This is a genomic window from Christensenella tenuis (assembly GCF_014287795.1).
Taxonomy (GTDB): domain Bacteria; phylum Bacillota; class Clostridia; order Christensenellales; family Christensenellaceae; genus Christensenella; species Christensenella tenuis.
Map to the genome: position 1 here is coordinate 45,727 of NZ_JACOON010000002.1, position 18,015 is coordinate 63,741.

Genomic DNA, 18,015 nt, shown 5'->3' on the forward strand with positions numbered 1-18,015 from the left:
TGCAGCCGTGTGGATGAAGAGGCCGTACGGCCTGCCGTGTCTTTATAAAAATGTAAGGCTGCCCTTGGCGAAGAGGTTTTTTGGGAACTCTAAGTATTGTTAGACGGCTTTTCCAGCCCATTAAAATGGATAGCGGGTTATGCCGCGGTATGGTTCTTTCGAATGGTTTACCCGGAAATAGGATGCGCTGTATATCCGTCCTTTCCTTCCGGGATTTCGTATATCCTTCTTTGCTTAAATTCGAAACGGTACTTTTCCACGTGAAAACCGGCCTCCCAATCGTCAGGTTTCAGATCGGACTTTGGGGGACCGGTTCACTTTCGCGTCAGGATTTCTTTCAGCCGGTTTTATTTGCGGTCAAAATAAGGGGATTTACTCCCGGCGGACAGCGGAATCGCCAGGATCACCTTCACATCCTCGCCCATAGCCCGCATGGATAATGCCGCGCGCCCGGCGGAAAACATCACGCGGTTATCAATGCGGGAATCCGCGGCCACCGATACAGCGGAACCGACCGCGATTCCAAGGTCCATATTGTCGTATGCGCATACGCCGTTTTGCTGCGCGCATTCCCCGCAATTGGCATGGTTGCAGTATTGACAGCCTTCATTGAGGCCGCGTTGCTGGTAAGACGTGCCGATCAAAACAACGGCCTGGCTTGCGCGAATATTTCCCGCGTCCCGCGTGAAAAATGGATAATTGAGCAGCGGGGCAAGGCGGGCCATTTCATCCGCAAGCGCCTCCTTTTCCTCTCCTGTCAATACGCATGTACGGATAAAATCGATCCCACGCGTCTTGGGGGCTGTGCGTGCCGCGGCGCACATCCTTGCCGCCGTGTCCAGCACGGTCCTGTCCTCCAATTCTTTTGAATCATACCTCATACTGTTTCCTCCTCACTGGGTCATTTTAGAGATACCTTTGCTTCCTTCTTTTTTCGCAAACCTACAGGTAAGATGCAGGCAGAAACGGTTTCACGTATCCTTTTCGCCGGAATATGCGCGGTGCAAAGCGGTTTTACGGTGGCAGGCCATGATATACCACATATTTCGCAGAGGCAGGCCTTTTTCACATCCAACAGGCCTTTGCCCTGAATACCTCCGCCCTGCCTGCAAAATGGTATCAGCAATACCCGAATAAGTTTTGCAGGCTGCCGCCAACCCTATGGGAAACTGCGGCTTCGAATTCCGGTATTTCATCGAGCCGTCGGCGCCCCCTGAAAATTTTCCAGATCAATCCCATTTGCCCGGCTAAAAATTCGCTCTGCAACTTGTTGTTGGCTGTGACAGGCTGCTATTTTGAGCGGTTATCAAATTCTGGTTCTGATTGATATAATTTTTGTAATGAGAGGACTTTGCCCGCACCTTCTTTATGGCCTGAAATTTCGCGGAATCAACAAGTTCCAACCCAAACGCGCGCTTGCTTTAACTGCCCGAAAACGAATCCGGCCAGTCTTTTGGCTGCTGAAAAATGGCTGCCTGCATGTCCCTCCCGAGAGGGATTGGCCTCCGGCGGAATTTTTCCCCCAGCTTTTTGAAATCCGCAATGGCAGGACTTGGGTTGTATGGCATTTTCACTCGCTTGATGCTTTCAGGCAAGCCTCTTTCTTGCTTTCTTAACTTAATACCATTAAATCTATATTGTCTCGAGCTTTGCCAGCGTTTTTATCAACGTTTTCAGCTTTTTTTCACCGATCAGGTCCTTCACTCCGCGCTGTGCTTTTTTCCACAGCTTTTCCGCATACAAGAGAGTCTGTCCGCCTGATTCGGTCAGTGCGAGACAGTGGTCGCGGGCGTCCTTATTTGCTGTGTCCGCGATAAGATTAGCATTGAAAAGCGGCTTTAAGTTCCGTGCCAGCGTGCTGCGGTCAAGTTTCACACTGGCTGCAAGCGTGCTGGTGCTGGCTGTGCCCAACTGGTCCAAATGGCAGAGCAGGGAATACTGCGCTGCGGTAATGCCGGACGGGGCGAGCATACGGTCATAGTATGAAGTAAGAGACCGCCCTGCGCGCCGGAGGTGGATGCATACGCATTTTTCCTTAGCCATCACGGGCCTCCTTTTTTAAATAGGCGGCTTCAAAATCCGGGTTGTCCTCGAGTGCCCGCAGTTCTTCGCGCGAGAGTACGCTGTTGGTGCCGAGGCATGCCGTACACCGCGCCTTGCATTCAGGACAGATGCACCCCAGCGTAAGATCTTCCGCGTGCACCATATAAGTGCCGCACTGTGCGCATTCACATCTCATAGAACAAGCGCCTCCGTTTCGTGTATATACAACATAATAACACCCTCTTATCTTCGTGTCAAACAATTAAACGACAATAACGCCGAGTAGTTTGGCAAGCTCCGCCGCCTGGGCGGAAGAAACCACCGCGCCGCAAAGTTCCCGCGCGGAAGCGAGGATCCCTGTAATTTCACTTGCGGTAAAATCGATCCCCTTAAGCGGCGTCTGCGAAAAGTTTGCGCGAATAAGCTCCGCGTTCGAAAGTTCCATGTTTTTCAAGACGCATTCCCCGAAATCCGCGTTAGAGAAAGAAGAGTCCGCGATGGAAATGTTTTTCCATTTGGAACGATTGCAGTTCGCATATCCAAAGTTGCAGCCAGAGAATAAAATATCCTGCAAAAAGGCATGGTACAAATTTCCCCCTATATTCTTACAAGAATAGAATTCGCAGCGGGAAAGATAACCGCCCTCAAGCATGCTTCCCGAAAAATCGCAGGTGCGGAAAATGACGTCCATAAATTCCGCTTTTTTCAAATTGCAGTCTGAAAACCGGCAGCTCTCAAATACACATCTTTTAAAAGCGGCACGCGAGAAGTCTTCTCCTTCAAAAGCAAAACCGCGGAACGTTTTATCCTCGATCGCCGTTTCCTCTTCCTGCGCCTCCCGCACGAGCAGCCCAAAGTCCGTGCGTTCCTCCGGGATTCCCGCAATCCTTGGTTTCAGTCGTTTCATAGGTATCCGTCCTTTCTGTATGGTTGGATTATATCATACGGGAACAACAAAAAGATGCAGTTCTGAAAATATGCGCCTTGGGGCAAATACGCTGCGGATTTGTCCGCGGCGAAAAGTTACGTCATTGATACACGGATACCGACGGGTCTATACAGGTTTAGGAATGCGATAAGCATAATTATGTACTGGGCGTAGAGGCCGGCGCAGGGAGGCGTGACGTTTGACCAGTTATACGCGCAAGCAACAGAAGTCTTTCCGCAAGCGGAAGTCATCATGATGGATGCAGGATACCGGACACCATGAATATGCAAGAGAATCCTAGATGATGGCTGGTTCATATCGTTGCCGTACAAGCGGCCTATGACAAAAAAGGATGGAAACGGAAGGTACAAATATGTGGAAGACGAATAGTATGATTGCGTCGTTTGTCCTGAATACCAAAACGCTGCCCTATTCAACGACAAGGCGGAACAGATACCGCAAATACAAGAGCAGGCCGTATGATCTGCAAAGATTATCCAACATAGCATCTGTGTATAGATAACCAGGGCTGCTAAAAGACAGTACAATGCCATATCTGGCAAGAATACTTGGAGAGAAAGTCCGGCATTCGGATGCCGGCAAAAAGCTATGTTCTGCGAAAGCAAATGATAGAACATGTATTAGCGGACGCCAGGGAAAAACACGGTATGCGGTACACCCGGTACAGGGGTTTGGCACGGGTAAACGGTTAGATTAAGATAAGATGAAATATGCGGTGATGAACCCCAAAAACTGGCCTTATGGGAGGCTAAAGACCTTTTTGTTGTGTTATGCGCGCATTCGATCGATCCCACAGGAATCTCAAACCCCTGCGCCGATCAAGCGGCACAGGGGGCTTGTATCATGAAAACCCCGCGCTAAGCGTGGGGTTCCGTAAAGCTTAAAGCTATGGGAAGAGAACCCCTCCGTTTGATAAAATAACCTTGCGGCCTGACAACTGCAAGGAAACAAACGGAGGGATTCAAAATGAATGATACAAAAAGCTTAGTACATATGAAATGGGACTGAAAATATCATATCGTATTGTCTATAATAATCTAAACAAATCAGGTTCGTGGATTTATCAAAAAGGGAAAATCATGTTTCGTATGACCTTTCCTTATCGCGAAGTGTGTGATTCAGAACAATATAGCATTTGCACCAAAGTATAGAAGACAGGTATTTTATGGGGAGAAAAGAAGAGAAGCAGGAGAAATATTGAGAAAATTATATGAATGAAAGGGAGTGAAGATAATAGAAGCAGAGGTATGTAGTATAGACCATGTGCATATGCTATTGGAGATACCGCCTAAAATAAGCGTTTCCGGAGTAGCAGGGTATCTAAAGGGAAAAAGTGCATTGATGATCTACGAAAAATTTGGAAATATGAAACTCAAATACAGGAATCGCGAATTTTGATGTCGGAGATATTATGTGGATACTGCTGGCAAGAATGCGGCAAAAATCAAGGAGTACTAAAACATCAACTGGATGAGGACAAAATGGGAGAGCAATTGAGGATACCATTTAAGGACGACCCGTTTACGGGCAGCAAGTAACAAATACGCAAATGTCAGGCCCGACGTGCGCCTGTTTAGGCGCTGCTGGTATGCGGGGACTTTGCCCGCATATGCAATACCCCCCGGCTTTGCCGGGGGATTTTTATTCGACAGCCTGAAACACGCACGTTTTGTGCATGTTTGTAAAGATAGAGTTTAGTTGAGATCGATGAGTTTGGCAGTTACGCCTTCTACGGCGCTGAAGTCGGCGATCATTTGATCGATGGCTTCCCTGTCACCGCAGGCCTGCAGCATAATTACACCGTCATCCGCACAAAAGTCATCGCTTGTTTCGTGCATACCCACGCGCATTTTAATGTTGCAGCCATGCGCGGTCAGCGCTTCCTGAAGCTTAGCGGCATTGGCGGTACGGTGGTTGAGCCGAATTCCGATAATATAATAGCAAGACATAAACAATTCCCCCTTTTATATTCATTTTTTCCGCAAAAATGCGGTTCATTACGCATAGTATAACATTTACGGCCTTTTACCGCAAGGAACGGGAAACCTCAGGTGAACAGTCCCACCAACCCGGTGACGCAGGTCATCATTGAAACCATGCGAAGGATACTGACCGCAACGACGATGATACCAATAATGAGGGCGGCGGTAGTAACGTTAGCGCGCTGTTTCGCCCGTGCGACGATCCCCAGGACAAGTCCTACAACGCCAATGGCAAGCCCGATGAACGGCCCGATAAAATAACTTAAAGGAAAACCGAGAATAAAGCTCAGCACGAATCCCACAAGGCTCACGATAATTGAAGCGATTCCCATAATAATTCTCCCTGTATGAAATGTTTTTTTATTAATACCCCCCGAAAACCGCGGTTAAGCGTTTTTCGCCTGGACGGAGAAAGAAAATATGAAAAAACCAGCGAAACAGGCAATATACGGCGGTAATCACAAAAAATGGACCGCCCGGCTGAAAAGGCAGAGAGGGACTCATGATGTGCCAACTACAATACAAAATATTTCCGAAATCCTGCCAAGCAGCCTGGCCAAATCAACCGGCACCGTAAAAAACGAATTTTGGCTGCTATGATGCCAAGGAAGGGATTCCTGAAATAAAATCTGAACGCATCATTTTCCCTCTGCTATGCAGCGGCAACTTTATCGCACCGCATTGCCGCTGCATAGAACGGACTCTCCCTGGAAGCACGTACTGCATGTTTTATCAAAAAACAGGAAGCGTACGGCCCTGCAAATTTTGTTTGAAGGTTTTCCGGAACGGCGCCTCCTTCATTTTTTGCATATAAATGATATAATCTAAAAAGTGCATACGATGGACAGAACAGCACAGAAGTGCTGTTTATGCGGTTGTTCTCGCAATAAAAGTTTATCGCGTAAAGTTTTGGATCGTTGTTTAAATGGTTGAGGCGCGTTAGGAGGGTGACAGCAGGACGGACGTTGAAGATATTTAAAACCGGCCCAAATGTTCTGCGGAGGCAGGCAGGAGAACGCCGCCGAATATGCCGGAATACTTACATACAGGAATCTGTAGTCAAAATAAAAATGGAGGATATAAGATGATTCATAAAGCGATTCAATATGCGGCCGTTATGCATAAAACACAGGAGCGGAAAGGGACGGAGGTTCCCTACATTGTCCATCCGTTTGAGGTCGCGCAAATACTGACGGCGGCAGGGGCGGATGAAGAAGTCATCTGTGCAGGGCTATTGCACGATGTAGTGGAAGATACGGATGCGACGGTCGAGGATATTTTACGCGAATTCGGGGGAAGGGTCGCGCGGGTTGTCGCTTCGGAATCGGAAGATAAAACAAAAAGCTGGGAGCAGCGCAAACAACATACAGTGAATTATTTGCGGGGCGGGGCGGATATGGATACGATGCTTGTTGCCTGTGCGGATAAGCTTTCAAACCTGCGAAGCATCCGGTATGATATAGCATGCAGCGGCACAGCGGTTTGGAATCGCTTCGCACGCGGAAAAGAAAAACTTGCATGGTATTATGGCGAATTGATTCATGCGCTGGGCCCACTCAGTGATTATGCGATGTATATGGAGCTGGAGGAGATATATGAAGAAATTTTTTAGAAGGGATCCATTCGCTTTGTTGGGGAGATTGTAAAAAACGGAATTCGAATACCTGAAACCCACCAACTGGAGTTTTGCCTCGCCGGGTAATTCGTGGCAAATCTGCAAGGCTGGGAGATGAACGGAAATCGGCGGAGTTTCGAATAAGAAGGCGCGCTATTTGGCAGAATCAGTATGATACCTTCTCTGTTGTATTGTTCGAAGGGCTGTCTGCTCGACAGCTCAGCAGAACCAATGGAAACAGGAGTGTTGCCGATAGGCAGTACGGAGTTTATACAAGGAGGGCAGGAAAATTTTTAGAGAACAGTATGCTGACGTATGGAAATGCCGCAAATTACACGCTTGTTATAGGGATAAATACAAAACTATACACCGGTGCAGGTGTATGATATGTTTTAGGGCCCTGCCCGCCGTCAATATCGGGCCGAACCAGACGGCATCCAGCGGGAGAATGCGGCGTTCGCATGGTCTGGCAAAGCGGGGAATGTGGGAAAAAGAGGAACATATGAGATCCCGGTTTTTGATTGCTTTTTTGAGGGAAACGCAGTTTGCTCCGGTATGTAACGGCTTAGGGATCAATCCCAAAACTAAAAGCGTTGGCGGGCCGCAGGGCGGCGCTAAAGGGGCGTGTTTGCAAGCGGATAGACGGTAAGGTTGTGATTTTTTCGGAAGAAGAGAAGCGAGAGGCGTTTTCTTGTGCAACAAAAAGCCGGAGAAAAGCCCACTTTGCTCCGGTGTACCGTTGATGCAAAATAGATGCAGGTAAAATGGGGCACCGCCGGACTCAAATGGGACGTTAGCGAAATGAGTCCGATGCGTAGTATTTAGCTAAAATAGATATCTCTTGAACGCAGGCACAAAAATATCGCACACCTCTATGTGAAGTGTGCGACATGTGAGCGGCGACTCGCCGCTGGCGCACCTAACAGGATTCGAACCTGTGGCCTATCGCTTAGGAGGCGATCGCTCTATCCTACTGAGCTATAGGTGCATCATGCATTTTATTCTAATATAAACGCACATATTTTGCAATTATTTTGTTTGAAATCTCAAAAAAATGTTGACATTAGGAGGGAATGGCTTTATTATAAGTACCAGTAAAGTGAAGGAAGCAGAGAAAATGAATCAACCGTCTTCTCACAATTTCATCGTAGTCCTTATTAACCTTATTAGCCTCGTCATTATTGGCAGAGCGAATAAGGCTTATTGCGGTTGTGCCGGAGGGGCACGATAAGGACTACGGATTAGAGAGTAATTCAAGGGCCTGCGCGATAAGCGCAGGCCCTTTTTGTTACAAGGGAAGAAAAGTCTGAAAGAAAGAGGGAAAGCACAGTGAAATTAACAGGAGCCGAGATTATCATGGAGTGTTTAAAAGAGCAGGATGTCGATACCGTATTCGGATTCCCGGGCGGCACGGTCATCGCGCTTTACAATGCGCTCTATGATTATCCCGAAATCAATCACATCCTGACCTGTCATGAACAGCACGCGGCGCATGCCGCGGATGGCTATGCGCGAGCGACGGGAAAACCGGGCGTCGTTTTTGCGACCAGCGGCCCGGGAGCAACAAACCTTGTAACGGGGATTGCGACGGCCTATATGGATTCTATCCCCATGGTGGCGATCACCGGCAACGTGGAGAAAAAAAATCTCGGGAAGGACAGCTTCCAGGAGATTGACATTACGGGCGTAACGATTCCAATCACCAAGCACAATGTGATTGTAAAGGAAATCTCAGAGCTGGCAGACGCGATCCGCGAGGCTTTCTATGTTGCGCAGAGCGGCAGGCCCGGCCCGGTGCTTGTGGATGTTCCCAAAGATATTACCATAATGGAAGGGGAGTATGAGCCGGAAAAACCAAGGGAAATCGCCCATCAGAACGCATTCGAAAAGGAAGACATCGCGGAGGCAATCCGTGCGATCAATGCAAGCGAGAAGCCTTTCATCCTTGCGGGAGGAGGCGTGATTGCGGCGGGTGCGGAAAAAGAGCTGCATGAGCTGGCGAAAAAGCTGAATGCCCCCGTGACGATGACGCTGATGGGCCTTGGGGCGTTCCCGGCGGGTGATGAGCAGTATACGGGCATGATTGGTATGCACGGGACAAAAACATCGGCAATGTGCGCCAGTCATTGCGACTTGCTGATCACCATTGGCGCGCGTTTTTCCGAACGGGTGACATCGGACCGGGCAAAATTTGCAAAGCAGGCAAACATACTGCATATCGATGTGGATCCTGCTGAGATTAATAAAAATATCAATGCGGATTATGAGATAATGGGAAATGCAAAAGATGTGCTGAAAGCCTTACTGCCCGGCGTGGAAAAGAAGGAAGATACCGCGTGGATGGAACAGGTGCGGCATTGGAAACGGAGTTATCCGCTCGACCGCGCAACGAGAAACGCGCGTTTCCCCAAAAAGGTATTGCAGGCTATGCAAGATGAGGCACCGGAAGGGACAGTGTTTACGACGGAAGTAGGCCAGCATCAGATGTGGTCGGCCCAATTCCTGCGCATTGACCAGCCCCGCCAGTTTATTTCTTCAGGCGGACTTGGGACCATGGGGTTTGGATTGGGCGCGGCAATCGGCGCGGCAGTCGGCACGGGCAGGCAGGTTGTAAACATTGCAGGGGACGGCAGCTTTCACATGAACCTGCAGGAGATTGTGACGGCCGTAAAGCACCGGCTGCCGGTAATGATTCTAGTTCTGAACAACAATGTGCTCGGGATGGTACGCCAGTGGCAAAAACTCTTTTTCGAGCAGCGCTATTCCCAAACCACGCTCAATAATCCCACGGATTATGTGAAATTGGCAGAGGCGTTTGGCGCATATGGAATAGATATCTCAAACGAACGGGACTTGCACGCAGCTTTCAAAAAAGCGTTTGCACACAAGGGACCGGTGATTGTGAAGTGCGACATCCACGAAGATGAAAACGTGCTGCCGATGGTACCCGGCGGGAAACCGCTCGATGACATCATCCTCGATCTGGAAAAATAATTGTATGTGGAAACCGCTACGCTATATAATAAAGTAGGAAAGCAGGAACGAAGGAGATAAAAAATGATTAGAAGATACGTACTATCGATACTGGTCAAAAATACGTCCGGCGTCCTATCGAAGGTGACAGGACTGTTTTCCCGCCGGGGCTATAACATCCGCTCGCTCTCGGTTGGTGAAACGCACGACCCTAAGATATCCCGTATCACGATTGAACTGATCGGGGACGAAGCCATTTTAGAGCAGATCCAGAAGCAACTGGCTAAGCTCGTGGATGTGGTGAAAATCACGGGCCTGCGGTCCAAGAGCTCGGTTTATAAAGAGCTTGTGCTGGTTAAGGTGAAATCGAGCGCGAAAAAGCGTGCGAGCATCATCGAGCTGTGCGATATTTTCCGCACAAAGATTGTAGATATCTGCGCGGAAACCATGATTATCGAGATGGCGGGTTCGCCTGAAAAAAACGATGCGCTGCTTAAGCTGCTGGATGAATATGGCATTATTGAGCTCTCGCGTACAGGTATTACGGCCCTGCAACGAGGGGCAGTATCCATCCACGAAGACTGATGCGAACCATGGCGTCTGGAAGGATGCCGGAATATTTTCCGGCGCACCGGATGCACTCCGCAAGGTGTGCTGGGGTCGGCAATGTAGGTTGTATAGCGGTTTCCGGCAATGGTATATGCGCCGTTCCGGAACCGCAATAAATAAATTTTGGAGGCAAATCAAATGAAAATGAAAATGTATTATGACAGGGACTGTAATCTTTCTCTCCTGAAAGGCAAGACCGTTGCGATCATTGGGTATGGAAGCCAGGGACACGCGCATGCGCAGAACCTGAAAGAAAGCGGCGTAGATGTAGTTGTCGGGTTGTATGAGGGAAGCCGTTCATGGAAATCCGCAGAGGAAGCGGGCCTTAAGGTCATGACCTCCGAAGAAGCGGCGAAAGCGGCGGATATCGTGATGATCCTTGTACCGGATGAAAAACAAGGCAAGATCTATGAAGGCATCGCGCCGTATATGACGGAAGGAAAATCCCTCGTCTTTGCGCATGGGTTCAATATCCACTTTGGACAGATCGTTCCCCCAAAGGATGTTGACGTTTGGATGGTCGCTCCGAAAGGGCCCGGCCACACGGTAAGAAGCCAGTTCCAGGAAGGAAAAGGCGTACCCTGCCTGATTGCTATTCATCAGGATGCAACCGGTAAAGCGCGCGACCTCGCGCTTGCATACGCGAGCGGAATTGGCGGCGGCCGTGCGGGCATTTTCGAAACGAGCTTCCGTGAAGAGACGGAAACGGATTTATTTGGTGAACAGGCGGTGCTGTGCGGCGGCGTATCTGAACTGATCAAAGCTGGATTTGAAACGCTTGTGGAAGCGGGATATGCACCGGAAATGGCGTATTTTGAATGCTGCCACGAAATGAAACTGATCGTAGACCTGATCAATGAAGGCGGACTTTCGAGGATGCGTTATTCGATTTCGGATACGGCGGAATATGGCGACTATGTGACGGGAAAGCGTATTATCACGGAAGATACCCGCAAAGAAATGAAACAGGTTCTTTCCGAAATCCAGGACGGCACGTTTGCCCGCGACTGGATGCTGGAAAACCAGGTAAAGCGTCCGCACTTTATCGCAATGAGAAATATTGGAAAAGAATCTCAGCTTGAAAAAACAGGTGAAGAGCTGCGGGGCAAAATGAGTTGGCACAATAAGGATAAATAAACGGGAAAAGACACGCATTCAACGAGGAGAAAGGCGCTGGCAGCACAATAAGCATATGCTGCCCGCCGGTACATGAGGAAGTTATGAACAGCGATAACATCAAAAAAGGCGTGCAGCGCGCGCCGCACCGGTCCCTGCTTTATGCTCTGGGACTGACAAAAGAAGAAATCGAGCGTCCGCTGATTGCAGTGGTAAATGCGCAAAGCGAGGTGATCCCCGGGCACCTGCATCTTGATACGGTGGCCCGTGCGGTGAAGGATGGAATCCGTATGGCGGGCGGCACGCCCATTCAAGTTCCGGCAATCGGTGTGTGCGACGGCCTTGCGATGAACCATAAGGGCATGCACTATTCACTGCCTTCACGCGAACTCATCGCCGATAGTGTGGAAACATTGCTCATCGCCCATGCGTTCGATGGCGCGGTAATGGTTCCCAACTGTGACAAGATCGTGCCCGGGATGCTGATGGCGGCTGCACGGGTGAATATCCCGGCAATCGTTTGCTCGGGCGGCCCTATGCTTGCGGGCCGGTTCAACGGCCATAAGACGAGCCTGTCCAGCATGTTTGAAGCGGTGGGAGAACACGCAAACGGGACGATGACGGATGAGGAATTGGAAAACTTTGAACAGAAAGCCTGCCCGAGCTGCGGAAGCTGCTCCGGGATGTATACGGCAAATTCCATGAATTGCCTTGCGGAGGTCCTCGGCATGGCACTTCCCGGAAACGGAACGATTCCGGCGGTGTTGTCTGCACGGACAGCACTGGGAAAACATGCGGGCATGCAGGTGATGAAGCTGGTAGAGCAAAACCTTCGCCCGCACGATATCATGAACGAAAAGGCGTTTCGTAATGCAATCACGATTGATATGGCGCTTGGCTGCAGTACGAACAGCATGCTGCATCTTCCGGCCATTGCCAACGAATGCGGAATTCAGATTGACCTTCGCCAGGTGAACGAGATCAGTGAAAAAACGCCGAACATTTGCCATCTCGCTCCGGCGGGCCGCCATTATATCGAAGAGCTGAACGAATGCGGCGGCATTCCGGCGGTGATGGCTGAGATCAACCGGAAGGGATTGCTCGAGGACAATATAACCGTAGACGGCACGGTCATGGAACGGATCCAAAATGCGAAACGGACAGGCGATGTGATCCGCCCGGTGGACAATCCTTATTCTGAGAACGGCGGGATCGCTGTTTTGTATGGAAATCTTGCCCCGAACGGATGCGTAGTGAAACGTGCGGCGGTCGCTCCGGAGATGATGAAAAGCGCATGCACAGCCCGGGTCTTTAACAGTGAAGAAGAAGCGAACGAAGCGATCCTGGGCGGAAAGATCAAAAAAGGAGATGTGGTTGTGATCCGTTATGAGGGACCAAAAGGCGGCCCGGGTATGCGCGAGATGCTTGCGCCAACCGCCAGCCTTGCCGGGATGGGACTCGATAAGGAAGTGGCGCTTATCACGGACGGACGGTTTTCCGGCGCGTCGCGCGGGGCGGCCATCGGGCATGTGTCGCCGGAAGCGGCAGCGGGTGGACCGATTGCCTATGTGCAGGAAGGCGATGTGATCGAAATTGATATCAATGCATATTCCATTCACCTCAAAGTGGATGAGGCCGAACTGAACAAGCGACTTACGAGCTCGCGGCTTTTACCGCCGAAAGTATCGGCGGGATGGCTTGCGAGGTATTCAAGATTGGTATCCGGCGCAGATACGGGCGCCGTATTGAAATAGAGTAAGCGCCTGGAAAATATCCGGCGAAAGCCTGAAAAGTGAATCCCGCCGAAGGCGGAAAAGAAGGCGTTCCCGGGTATCAGGAAGGAAAAACAGCCGCCTGCAAAGCGCTGATTCGGCGCTTTACGGCAAACAGGAAAAGCAAGGCAGGCTGCGACGAAAAGGAGTATGAGCTATGAAAACCATTAAAATTTTTGATACGACGCTGCGTGACGGGGAACAGTCTCCCGGATGCAGCATGAACCTGGCCGAAAAAATCGAGGTCGCAAAGCAACTGGAATTGCTGAAGGTGGACATTATTGAAGCGGGATTTGCGGTTTCGTCGCCCGGCGACTTTGAGAGCGTACAAACCATTGCAAAGACCATCAAGGATTGCACCGTCGCCTCTCTGTCCCGTGCCGTCAAAAAGGATATCGACGCTTCCTATGAAGCTCTGTCACAGGCTGCGGCCCCGCGGATCCATGTGTTTCTGGCAACCTCGCCGCTGCACATGCAGTATAAATTGAAGATGACGGAAGAACAGGTTCTGGAACATATCAAAGAGTCTGTCAGCTATGCGAGAAGCCTCGTGCCGGACGTGGAATTTTCCGCGGAGGATGCGTCGAGAAGCGATATGGCATTTCTGGCAAAGGCGGTCAAAACGGCGATCGACGCAGGCGCAAAGACAATCAACCTGCCCGATACGGTGGGATATGTCCTGCCGCAGGAAATGTATGATATGATCACGTATATGAAGCAGAATGTAGAAGGCGTGGACGAGATCGACCTGGCGGTCCACTGCCACAACGACCTCGGCATGGCGGTCGCAAATTCATTGGCTTCCGTGGGCGCGGGTGCAACGCAGGTGGAATGCACGGTGAACGGTATTGGTGAGCGTGCGGGAAACGCGTCTCTGGAAGAGATTGTTATGGCGATCCACACGCGCCGGGCGCTGCTCAATGCGGATACGGGTATCAACACCAAACAACTATACCGTACGTCGCGGCTGCTGTCTAAAATCATCGGCGTTTCCATTCCCCCGAACAAGGCGATTGTGGGCGCAAATGCGTTTGCGCATGAAAGCGGCATCCATCAGCACGGCGTATTGGCAAAACGGGAAACTTATGAAATTATGACGCCCGAATCGGTCGGGCTGACAACAAACAAGATGGTGCTGGGCAAGCATTCCGGACGCCATGCGTTTGACGATTTTCTCAAAGAACTGGGTTATAACCTGACTCAGGAGGAATTGGATACGGCATTTGCCCAATTCAAAGAGCTGTGCGACAAAAAGAAGGAAGTGACGGAGTACGACGTGGAAGCGCTGGTCGCCCAAAAGGCAGCGAAAGTTGTGGAGCATTTCCGCCTGAAGCAGTTTGTGGTAAACAGCGGGAATACTATCCAGGCGACGGCAAATGTTACGCTCGAGGATATGAGCGGCGCGTCGCAGGAGCAGGTGGCGCTTGGCGACGGCCCAATTGACGCGGCGTACCAGGCAATTGAAAAAATTGTCCAGATGCCGCTTGTTTTAAACAACTATAAGATCAACGCGGTATCGCACGGTGAAGACGCTCTGGGCGAAGTTGTGGTCAAGGTGTCGTCGGACAACAGGACGGTTACGGGACGCGGGTTATCTACCGATATTATCGAGGCATCCATGCTGGCGTACATCAATGCGGTGAATAAACTCTTAGGATCCTGACCGCCTGCAATATGGCGTATTGTTGAAATTTCCCAGCGCGGCGTATGCGGGGCGCAGCGAAGCCCGGACGCAGCAGGTTTTATGGGAAAGCGGACGCCCGGGTTCCCGCAGGCACGGAAGAAGTGCAAGTGAATAGCAAAGCACGCGGAGGCAGCCGCCGCTTGAAGGCACGGTTTCATCTGAAAGGATAACCAAACAAAAGCGGATTTGGGCGGGAATCACACGATATGTCCCGCAATGCAGCTACCTTATGCGCGGCTGGCAGACGTTTCCAATATGCGAAAAGCTGAAAAGGAAAGAATTTATGAGTAAGAAAATATACACCTTCGATTCCACGCTGCGCGACGGTATGCAGGGGGAAGGCATTGCCTTTTCTGTAGAGGATAAGCTTAACATCGTCCGTGCGCTGGACGCGCTGGGAATTGATTTCATTGAAGCGGGCAATCCCGCTTCCAACCCGAAGGACCTGGAGTTTTTCCGCCGGCTGCAAAGCGAGACGCAAACACATGCGAAGCTGTGCGCATTTGGCAGCACCCGGCGCAAGAATATCCTGCCCGAGGAGGATTCCAACGTAAAAAGCCTGATGGAGGCAGGGACGCCCGCGGTTTCGATCTTTGGAAAATGCTGGGATTTGCACGTCCTTAGGGTGATTAATACCACTCCTGAGGAAAACATTGCGATGATCGAGAGCACGCTTGCCTATATGAAACAAAACGGTAAGTATGTGGTGTTTGATGCGGAACACTTTTTCGACGGATACAAGGCGAATCCCGGATATGCGATGGAAGCGCTTGAAGCGGCGGCAGCCGGCGGCGCGGACGTCCTTTGCCTGTGCGATACGAACGGCGGCACTTACCCCACGGATATCTATGAAATAACGGGACGGGTGGTAAAAGCATTCCCGGACGTACAGGTGGGCATCCATTGCCATAACGATACGGGCATGGCGGTCGCGCAGACGATGTTTGCGGTGGATGCGGGCGCAACGCAGGTGCAGGGAACGTTCGTCGGATATGGGGAACGGTGCGGAAACGCAAACCTTTCCACGATTATTCCGAATCTGGAGCTAAAGCGCGGCTACGACGTACTGGGGGAGGAAAACCTGAGGAACCTTACGGAGACCGCGCGGCGAATCGCCGATATTTCCAATACCTGGCTGCCTTCAGGGGCCCCTTACGTAGGGGCGAGCGCGTTCGCGCACAAGGGCGGTATGCACATTGACGGCGTGGAGAAAATACGCGAGAGCTTTGAGCACGTCGATCCGCAAAAGGTAGGCAACAGCCGCAGGTTCCTGATGAGCGAGGTTTCGGGCAAGGCGACGCTGATAAAGAAAATACAGAAGGTGGAGCCGTCGGTTACAGTAAAAGACCCGGTGGTGACGGAGCTTGTAGACAAGCTTAAGCAGCTTGAATTCGAGGGCTATCAATTCGAGGCGGCGGAACAGAGCTTTGAGCTGGTGATTCGCAGGCTGCTCGGGAAATATAAAAAGTATTTTGAGCTCGAATACTTCAAGATCATCGGCGAGCAGCCCTTGCAGGAACAGGAGTATCCGTCTTCCGCAATTATCAAGGTGAAGGTGGACGGACAGCCGCACATCACCGGCGCAGAGGGCGATGGCCCGGTGCACGCGCTTGACCTTGCGCTTCGGGGCGCGCTCAAGGGCTTTTACCCGGCGCTTGAAACCATGCGTCTTGCGGACTATAAGGTGCGCGTGCTCGAAAGCTCGGCCACTACGGCCGCCAAAGTGCGCGTCCTGATCGAGTCGACGGACGGAAAACATACGTGGAATACCGTAGGAGTATCGACGGATATCATCGAAGCCAGTTTCCTTGCGCTTACGGATTCGATCGAGTATAAACTGACATTAGACGAGGACAATAAGTAGGAGATTTATTCCTGGCGGTTTCGCCGGGAAACAATCCATTTCATAGGCGCATATTTACGCGAAATGGAATATTATTAAACAGGGAAAGGCCGGGAAAGGGTTCTGCCCCTTTCCCGGAGCACCCATAGGGTGCGAGGAGTATGATATTATGGGTATGACAATGACGCAAAAAATATTGGCAGCGCACGCGGGGCTTCCGAGTGTGGTTGCGGGACAGCTCATTTCCGTGAATCTTGATATGGTTCTCGGGAACGACATCACGTCGCCGGTTGCGATCCGGGAAATGGGCAAAACCGGAAAAGAGGTTTTTGATAAAAACAAAATCGCGCTTGTGATGGATCACTTTACGCCGAACAAGGATATCAAAGCGGCGGAGCAGTGCAAGCTGGTGCGTGAATTTGCGCAGAAGCACGGCATCGTGAATTTCTTCGATGTAGGCCAGATGGGCATCGAGCACGCGCTTCTACCCGAAAAGGGACTCGTAGTCGCGGGAGACGCGGTGATCGGCGCAGACTCGCATACATGCACTTATGGAGCGCTTGGCGCGTTTTCCACGGGCGTCGGCTCCACGGATATGGCCGCGGCTATGGCGACGGGAAAGGTGTGGCTGAAGGTGCCGGGATCCATCCGTTTCAACCTGCGCGGCAAGCTGAAAAAATATGTCAGCGGCAAGGATGTGATCCTGCACATCATCGGTATGATCGGTGTGGACGGCGCGCTTTACCAGTCTATGGAATTTGGCGGGGAAGGTCTTGCCTCCCTTACGATAGACGACCGCCTGTGCATTGCCAATATGGCGATCGAAGCGGGCGGCAAAAACGGAATTTTTGAAGTGGACGACCAGACGATAGAATATATCCGTGCGCATTCTGAACGCGAATTCAAGGTGTATGCGCCCGACCCGGACGCAGTATACGAACGCGTTATCGATATCGACCTTAGTGAAATCAAATCAACGGTTTCCTTCCCGCATTTGCCGGAGAATACCAAAACCATCGACGAGGTGGGAGAGATAAAGATCGACCAAGTAGTGATCGGTTCATGTACGAACGGCAGGATCAGCGATTTGCGGGCGGCAGCCGATATTATGGTAGGCCGCAAGGTTGCGCCGAACGTCCGCGCGATTATTTTCCCCGCGACTCAGGCGATTTACCTGCAGGCGATGGAGGAAGGATTGCTGAAAATTTTTGTGGAAGCGGGCTGTGCGGTATCCACCCCTACATGCGGGCCGTGCCTTGGCGGACACTGCGGCATTCTTGCGGAAGGCGAACGCGCCGTTGCAACCACAAACCGGAACTTTGTGGGGCGGATGGGCCATGTGAAATCAGAAGTATACCTGGCGAGCCCGGAAGTGGCGGCGGCAAGCGCAATCGCAGGGAAAATCGCTTCGCCCACGGATATTTGAGGA

16 protein-coding genes, 1 tRNA gene and 1 pseudogene are annotated in these 18,015 nt (G+C 51.0%); 11 read left to right on the forward strand and 7 right to left on the reverse strand.

Annotated features, from left to right (window positions below; translation table 11 throughout):
• Positions 1–347: 347 nt before the first annotated feature.
• The 4 genes from H8S18_RS03870 to H8S18_RS03885 form a co-directional block, all read right to left on the reverse strand.
• The gene (locus H8S18_RS03870; protein ID WP_186856998.1) at positions 348–881 is read right to left on the reverse strand and encodes a ferredoxin domain-containing protein; all 534 of its coding nucleotides are present in this window, start codon (positions 879–881) and stop codon (positions 348–350) included.
• 751 nt (positions 882–1,632) lie between these two features.
• A complete protein-coding gene (locus tag H8S18_RS03875; protein ID WP_186856999.1) occupies positions 1,633–2,043 on the reverse strand; it encodes a MarR family winged helix-turn-helix transcriptional regulator in 411 nt (136 codons plus the stop codon).
• Complete coding sequence (locus tag H8S18_RS03880) at positions 2,036–2,239, reverse strand: hypothetical protein (RefSeq protein WP_186857000.1); 204 nt, start codon at positions 2,237–2,239, stop codon at positions 2,036–2,038. Before H8S18_RS03880 ends, H8S18_RS03875 begins: the two co-directional genes overlap by 8 nt.
• A gap of 66 nt (positions 2,240–2,305) precedes the next feature.
• Positions 2,306–2,950 carry a pentapeptide repeat-containing protein gene (locus H8S18_RS03885; RefSeq protein WP_186857001.1) on the reverse strand — a complete coding sequence of 215 codons (645 nt, stop codon included), beginning with the start codon at positions 2,948–2,950 and terminating at the stop codon, positions 2,306–2,308.
• A gap of 1,143 nt (positions 2,951–4,093) precedes the next feature.
• Between H8S18_RS03885 and tnpA the strand changes: the two are divergent.
• A pseudogene (tnpA, locus tag H8S18_RS03895) lies at positions 4,094–4,530 on the forward strand (IS200/IS605 family transposase).
• 156 nt (positions 4,531–4,686) lie between these two features.
• On the opposite strand, the gene H8S18_RS03900 reads toward tnpA, so the two are convergent.
• Complete coding sequence (locus tag H8S18_RS03900) at positions 4,687–4,941, reverse strand: hypothetical protein (protein ID WP_186857003.1); 255 nt, start codon at positions 4,939–4,941, stop codon at positions 4,687–4,689.
• 98 nt (positions 4,942–5,039) lie between these two features.
• Positions 5,040–5,306, reverse strand: coding sequence for a hypothetical protein (locus H8S18_RS03905; protein WP_186857004.1), 267 nt, complete (start codon positions 5,304–5,306; stop codon positions 5,040–5,042).
• An 88-nt stretch (positions 5,307–5,394) separates the two neighbouring features.
• Here H8S18_RS03905 and H8S18_RS03910 point away from each other — a divergent pair, with 88 nt between their 5' ends.
• Both H8S18_RS03910 and H8S18_RS03915 read left to right on the forward strand, forming a co-directional pair.
• The gene (locus H8S18_RS03910; RefSeq protein WP_186857005.1) at positions 5,395–5,574 is read left to right on the forward strand and encodes a hypothetical protein; all 180 of its coding nucleotides are present in this window, start codon (positions 5,395–5,397) and stop codon (positions 5,572–5,574) included.
• Between the two features lie 484 nt (positions 5,575–6,058).
• The gene (locus tag H8S18_RS03915) at positions 6,059–6,586 is read left to right on the forward strand and encodes an HD domain-containing protein (protein ID WP_186857006.1); all 528 of its coding nucleotides are present in this window, start codon (positions 6,059–6,061) and stop codon (positions 6,584–6,586) included.
• Positions 6,587–7,500: 914 nt separating this feature from the next.
• On the opposite strand, the gene H8S18_RS03920 is transcribed toward H8S18_RS03915, so the two are convergent.
• Positions 7,501–7,577, reverse strand: a tRNA-Arg gene (locus tag H8S18_RS03920).
• A gap of 341 nt (positions 7,578–7,918) precedes the next feature.
• Between H8S18_RS03920 and ilvB the strand changes: the two genes are divergently transcribed.
• The 8 genes from ilvB to leuC all read left to right on the forward strand — a co-directional run bounded on the left by ilvB (position 7,919) and on the right by leuC (position 18,012).
• Positions 7,919–9,583 carry a biosynthetic-type acetolactate synthase large subunit gene (gene ilvB, locus H8S18_RS03925; protein WP_186857007.1) on the forward strand — a complete coding sequence of 555 codons (1,665 nt, stop codon included), beginning with the start codon at positions 7,919–7,921 and terminating at the stop codon, positions 9,581–9,583.
• 66 nt (positions 9,584–9,649) lie between these two features.
• Positions 9,650–10,147, forward strand: coding sequence for an acetolactate synthase small subunit (gene ilvN, locus H8S18_RS03930; protein ID WP_186857391.1), 498 nt, complete (start codon positions 9,650–9,652; stop codon positions 10,145–10,147).
• Between the two features lie 168 nt (positions 10,148–10,315).
• Complete coding sequence (ilvC, locus tag H8S18_RS03935) at positions 10,316–11,308, forward strand: ketol-acid reductoisomerase (RefSeq protein ID WP_186857392.1); 993 nt, start codon at positions 10,316–10,318, stop codon at positions 11,306–11,308.
• 83 nt (positions 11,309–11,391) lie between these two features.
• Entirely contained in the window at positions 11,392–13,041 is a 1,650-nt protein-coding gene (gene ilvD, locus H8S18_RS03940) for a dihydroxy-acid dehydratase (protein WP_186857008.1), read from the forward strand.
• A gap of 38 nt (positions 13,042–13,079) precedes the next feature.
• Positions 13,080–13,220 carry a hypothetical protein gene (locus H8S18_RS03945; protein ID WP_186857009.1) on the forward strand — a complete coding sequence of 47 codons (141 nt, stop codon included), beginning with the start codon at positions 13,080–13,082 and terminating at the stop codon, positions 13,218–13,220.
• Positions 13,217–14,722, forward strand: a complete 1,506-nt coding sequence (locus H8S18_RS03950) for a 2-isopropylmalate synthase (RefSeq protein ID WP_186857010.1) — start codon at positions 13,217–13,219, stop codon at positions 14,720–14,722. Before H8S18_RS03945 ends, H8S18_RS03950 begins: the two co-directional genes overlap by 4 nt.
• 304 nt (positions 14,723–15,026) lie before the next feature.
• Entirely contained in the window at positions 15,027–16,607 is a 1,581-nt protein-coding gene (cimA, locus tag H8S18_RS03955) for a citramalate synthase (protein WP_186857011.1), read from the forward strand.
• Positions 16,608–16,755: 148 nt separating this feature from the next.
• Positions 16,756–18,012, forward strand: a complete 1,257-nt coding sequence (gene leuC, locus H8S18_RS03960; protein WP_186857012.1) for a 3-isopropylmalate dehydratase large subunit — start codon at positions 16,756–16,758, stop codon at positions 18,010–18,012.
• Positions 18,013–18,015: the final 3 nt, after the last annotated feature.

What these genes read in the sequence shown, in the direction of transcription:
- H8S18_RS03870 (WP_186856998.1), bottom strand. Translation starts at nt 881, where the DNA reads ATGAGGTATGATTCAAAAGAATTGGAGGACAGGACCGTGCTGGACACG.
- H8S18_RS03875 (WP_186856999.1), bottom strand. Translation starts at nt 2,043, where the DNA reads ATGGCTAAGGAAAAATGCGTATGCATCCACCTCCGGCGCGCAGGGCGG.
- H8S18_RS03880 (WP_186857000.1), bottom strand. Translation starts at nt 2,239, where the DNA reads ATGAGATGTGAATGCGCACAGTGCGGCACTTATATGGTGCACGCGGAA.
- H8S18_RS03885 (WP_186857001.1), bottom strand. Translation starts at nt 2,950, where the DNA reads ATGAAACGACTGAAACCAAGGATTGCGGGAATCCCGGAGGAACGCACG.
- H8S18_RS03900 (WP_186857003.1), bottom strand. Translation starts at nt 4,941, where the DNA reads ATGTCTTGCTATTATATTATCGGAATTCGGCTCAACCACCGTACCGCC.
- H8S18_RS03905 (WP_186857004.1), bottom strand. Translation starts at nt 5,306, where the DNA reads ATGGGAATCGCTTCAATTATCGTGAGCCTTGTGGGATTCGTGCTGAGC.
- H8S18_RS03910 (WP_186857005.1), top strand. Translation starts at nt 5,395, where the DNA reads ATGAAAAAACCAGCGAAACAGGCAATATACGGCGGTAATCACAAAAAA.
- H8S18_RS03915 (WP_186857006.1), top strand. Translation starts at nt 6,059, where the DNA reads ATGATTCATAAAGCGATTCAATATGCGGCCGTTATGCATAAAACACAG.
- ilvC (WP_186857392.1), top strand. Translation starts at nt 10,316, where the DNA reads ATGAAAATGTATTATGACAGGGACTGTAATCTTTCTCTCCTGAAAGGC.
- ilvD (WP_186857008.1), top strand. Translation starts at nt 11,392, where the DNA reads ATGAACAGCGATAACATCAAAAAAGGCGTGCAGCGCGCGCCGCACCGG.
- H8S18_RS03950 (WP_186857010.1), top strand. Translation starts at nt 13,217, where the DNA reads ATGAAAACCATTAAAATTTTTGATACGACGCTGCGTGACGGGGAACAG.
- cimA (WP_186857011.1), top strand. Translation starts at nt 15,027, where the DNA reads ATGAGTAAGAAAATATACACCTTCGATTCCACGCTGCGCGACGGTATG.
- leuC (WP_186857012.1), top strand. Translation starts at nt 16,756, where the DNA reads ATGGGTATGACAATGACGCAAAAAATATTGGCAGCGCACGCGGGGCTT.